At 74.0% G+C, this 3,089-nt stretch carries 3 protein-coding genes; 1 reads left to right on the forward strand and 2 read right to left on the reverse strand.

The window, feature by feature from the left end; translation table 11 throughout:
- Nucleotides 1-216 precede the first annotated feature (216 nt).
- Nucleotides 217-1,350, reverse strand: coding sequence for a tRNA dihydrouridine synthase DusB (gene dusB / locus GT045_RS07405; RefSeq protein WP_161292122.1), 1,134 nt, complete (start codon nucleotides 1,348-1,350; stop codon nucleotides 217-219).
- Nucleotides 1,351-1,409: 59 nt separating this feature from the next.
- The gene (locus tag GT045_RS07410; RefSeq protein ID WP_161333673.1) at nucleotides 1,410-2,279 is read right to left on the reverse strand and encodes a helix-turn-helix transcriptional regulator; all 870 of its coding nucleotides are present in this window, start codon (nucleotides 2,277-2,279) and stop codon (nucleotides 1,410-1,412) included.
- A gap of 101 nt (nucleotides 2,280-2,380) precedes the next feature.
- Between GT045_RS07410 and GT045_RS07415 the strand changes: the two genes are divergently transcribed.
- Nucleotides 2,381-3,089 (forward strand): MFS transporter (locus tag GT045_RS07415; protein WP_345942572.1); only part of this gene is annotated, 709 nt, incomplete at its 3' end.

Genomic DNA, 3,089 nt, shown 5'->3' on the forward strand with positions numbered 1-3,089 from the left:
CCGCCGACCCCCACCCATCAGCCCACCGAGCCGCCGACGCCCACCCTTCAGCCCACCGAGCCGCCAACCCCCACCCTTCAGCCCACCGAGTCGGGTGGTGGGTGGGCGAGGCGGGGTCCAGGGGCGGAGCCCCTGGCGGGGTGCGGGGCGGAGCCCCGCGACGCTCACCGGAAAGAGCCGACCGAGCCGGCCCCCGTCAGCACAGGGAACGTCGGCTCAGCCACCCGACGTGTCGAGTTCCGCATCCTCACTCACGCCGGCACAGTCGTACGGATCCTTCAGCCACCCGTCCGGCAGCACCACCCGGTTGTTGCCGGACGTACGGCCGCGCGGCCCCTCCGCCCCCACCGGCCACGCCTGGTCCAGGTCCAGCTCGTCCAGCCCGGCCCGCAGCTCCTCCAGCGACGAGGTGATCGCGAGCCGCTTGCGCATCTCGGACCCGACGGCGAAACCCTTCAGGTACCAGGCGACGTGCTTGCGGAAGTCGACCACGCCCTTGGACTCGTCACCGATCCACTCACCGAGCAGCCCGGCATGGCGGACCATGACGTCGGCCACCACCCGCAGCGTCGGCCGGGCGACCTCGTCCAGCCGCCCCTCGAACGCGGCGACCAGGTCCGCGAACAGCCACGGCCGGCCCAGGCACCCGCGGCCCACGACGACCCCGTCGCAGCCGGTCTCCCGCACCATCCGCAGCGCGTCCTCGGCCGACCAGATGTCACCGTTGCCGAGCACGGGGATCTCCGGCACGTGTTCCTTCAGCCGGGCGATGGCGTCCCAGTCGGCGGTGCCGCCGTAGTGCTGCGCGGCGGTGCGGCCGTGCAGGGCGATCGCCGTCACACCCTCCTCCACGGCGATACGGCCGGCGTCCAGGAAGGTGATGTGATCGTCGTCGATGCCCTTGCGCATCTTCATGGTCACCGGCAGGTCCCCGGCTCCGGAGACGGCCTCGCGCAGGATCGCCCGCAGCAGGTTCCGCTTGTACGGCAGCGCGGACCCGCCGCCCTTACGCGTCACCTTCGGCACCGGGCAGCCGAAGTTCAGGTCGATGTGGTCGGCCAGGTCCTCCTCCGCGATCATGCGGACGGCCTTGCCGACGGTCGCCGGGTCGACGCCGTACAGCTGGATCGACCGCGGGCGCTCGCTCGCGTCGAACCTGATCAGCTGCATGGTCTTCTCGTTGCGCTCGACCAGCGCCCGGGTCGTGATCATCTCGCTGACGAACAGGCCCTTGCCGCCGCTGAACTCCCGGCACAGGGTGCGGAAGGGCGCGTTGGTGATCCCCGCCATGGGTGCGAGCACGACGGGCGGCGTCACGGCGTGCGGGCCGATGGAGAGCGGGTGGGTCATCGTCAGGGCTCCGGAACGGATGGACGGCACAGGGACACGGGGCGAGCAACCATTGTCCCTCACCCGGCCGGCTGCTCGTCCGGCAGTTCCGCCAGGCGCTCCAGCCGCTCCTCGCTCTCCTCGTCGGCGGGCAGGTAGGCGACCACGCGGTGGGCCGGGGCCTGTGGGGCGAGCCACATGTTCCGGTGCTCCAGGCGGATCAGCCCGACCCGGGGGTGCCGGTACCGCTTGACGTGCGGGGACATCGGCGCGACCTCGTGCCGCTGCCACAGCTCGCGGAACTCGGCGGAGGCCCGCAGCAGCCGGCCCAGCTGCTCCTTCCAGACGGGCTCGGCGACGTGCTCGGCCATGCCCGCCCGGTACTTGGCGATCAGGTCCCGCAGCATCTCGTCCCGGTCCAGGAAGTCCCGCTTCCAGCGCTCGCTGGTGGTCAGCAGCCACAGGCAGTTCCGGTCGGCCGGGGGCAGCTCGGCGGGGTCGCCGAAGAGCCGGGCGAAGGGGCGGTTGGCGGCGAGGACGTCGTAGCGGGCGTTCTGGAGGGAGGCGGGGTAGGGGGCGAGCCGTTCGACGACCTTCAGCGCGGTCTTCGACGCGGCCGGGCACTCGGCCTCGGTGCGCGGGTCGGTGGTCCCGGCGAGGGCGAACAGGTGGGCGCGCTCGGTGGGGTCCATGAGCAGGGCCCGGGCGACGGCGTCCAGCACCTGCGCGGACACGTGCGCGGCCCGGGCCTGCTCGATCCAGGTGTACCAGGTGATGCCGACCGCGGAGAGCTGGGCGACCTCCTCGCGGCGCAGTCCGGGCGTGCGGCGGCGGGTGCCGCGGGGCAGGCCCACCTGTTCCGGCGTGATCCGCTCGCGCCGGCTGCGCAGGAAGGCGGCCAGTTCCCGGCGCCGGATGTGCTGGGTCTGCTCGGGCACTGCGGTGGTCATGACACCAGGGTGCCGTCAGAGCGCAGCCGTGTTCCAGGTGGTGCCGGTACCCGGATGAGCGCCGCCTGGTACCCCGCTGGGCGCGGGCGCAGGGTCGGGGCGTGACCACGACGACCTCATCCGTGTCCGCCGCCCCGCACCGGGCGGCCCTCAGCCCGCTCGGCCTGCTCACCCTGCTCCTGGGCACGGCGCTGCCTATGATCGACTTCTTCGTCGTGAACGTGGCGCTGCCGGCGGTCGCCCGTGACCTGCACGCGCCGCCGGCCACCCTGGAGATGGTGGTGGCCGGATACGCGGTGGCGTACGCCGTGCTGCTCGTCCTCGGTGGCCGGCTCGGGGACTGCTTCGGCCGGCGGCGGCTGTTCCTGTGGGGTGTGGCCGGTTTCGGGGCGACCTCCCTGGCCTGCGGGCTGGCGCCCGGTGCGTGGTGGCTGGTGGCCGCGCGGGCGGCGCAGGGTGCGGCGTCGGCGGCGCTGCTGCCGCAGGTGCTGGCGACCCTCCACGCGACGACGTCCGGCGAGCGACGGGCCCGCGCGGTCGCGCTGTACGGCTCGGTGGGCGGCGTGTCCGTCGTGCTGGGGCAGGTGCTGGGCGGGGTGCTGGTCGCCGCCGACCTGGCGGGCACCGGCTGGCGCGCGGTGTTCCTGGTGAACGTGCCGGTGGCCGCGGTGGCGTTCGGCTGTGCGCTGCGGTCGGTGCCGGACAGCCAGGCGGAGCGGCCGGGGCGGGCGGACCTCGCCGGTACGGCGCTGCTGGCGGCGGCCCTGTGCGCGCTGCTGCTGCCGCTGACGGAGGGCCGGGCGGCGGGCT

Source organism: Streptomyces sp. SID486, assembly GCF_009865385.1.
Lineage (GTDB): Bacteria > Actinomycetota > Actinomycetes > Streptomycetales > Streptomycetaceae > Streptomyces.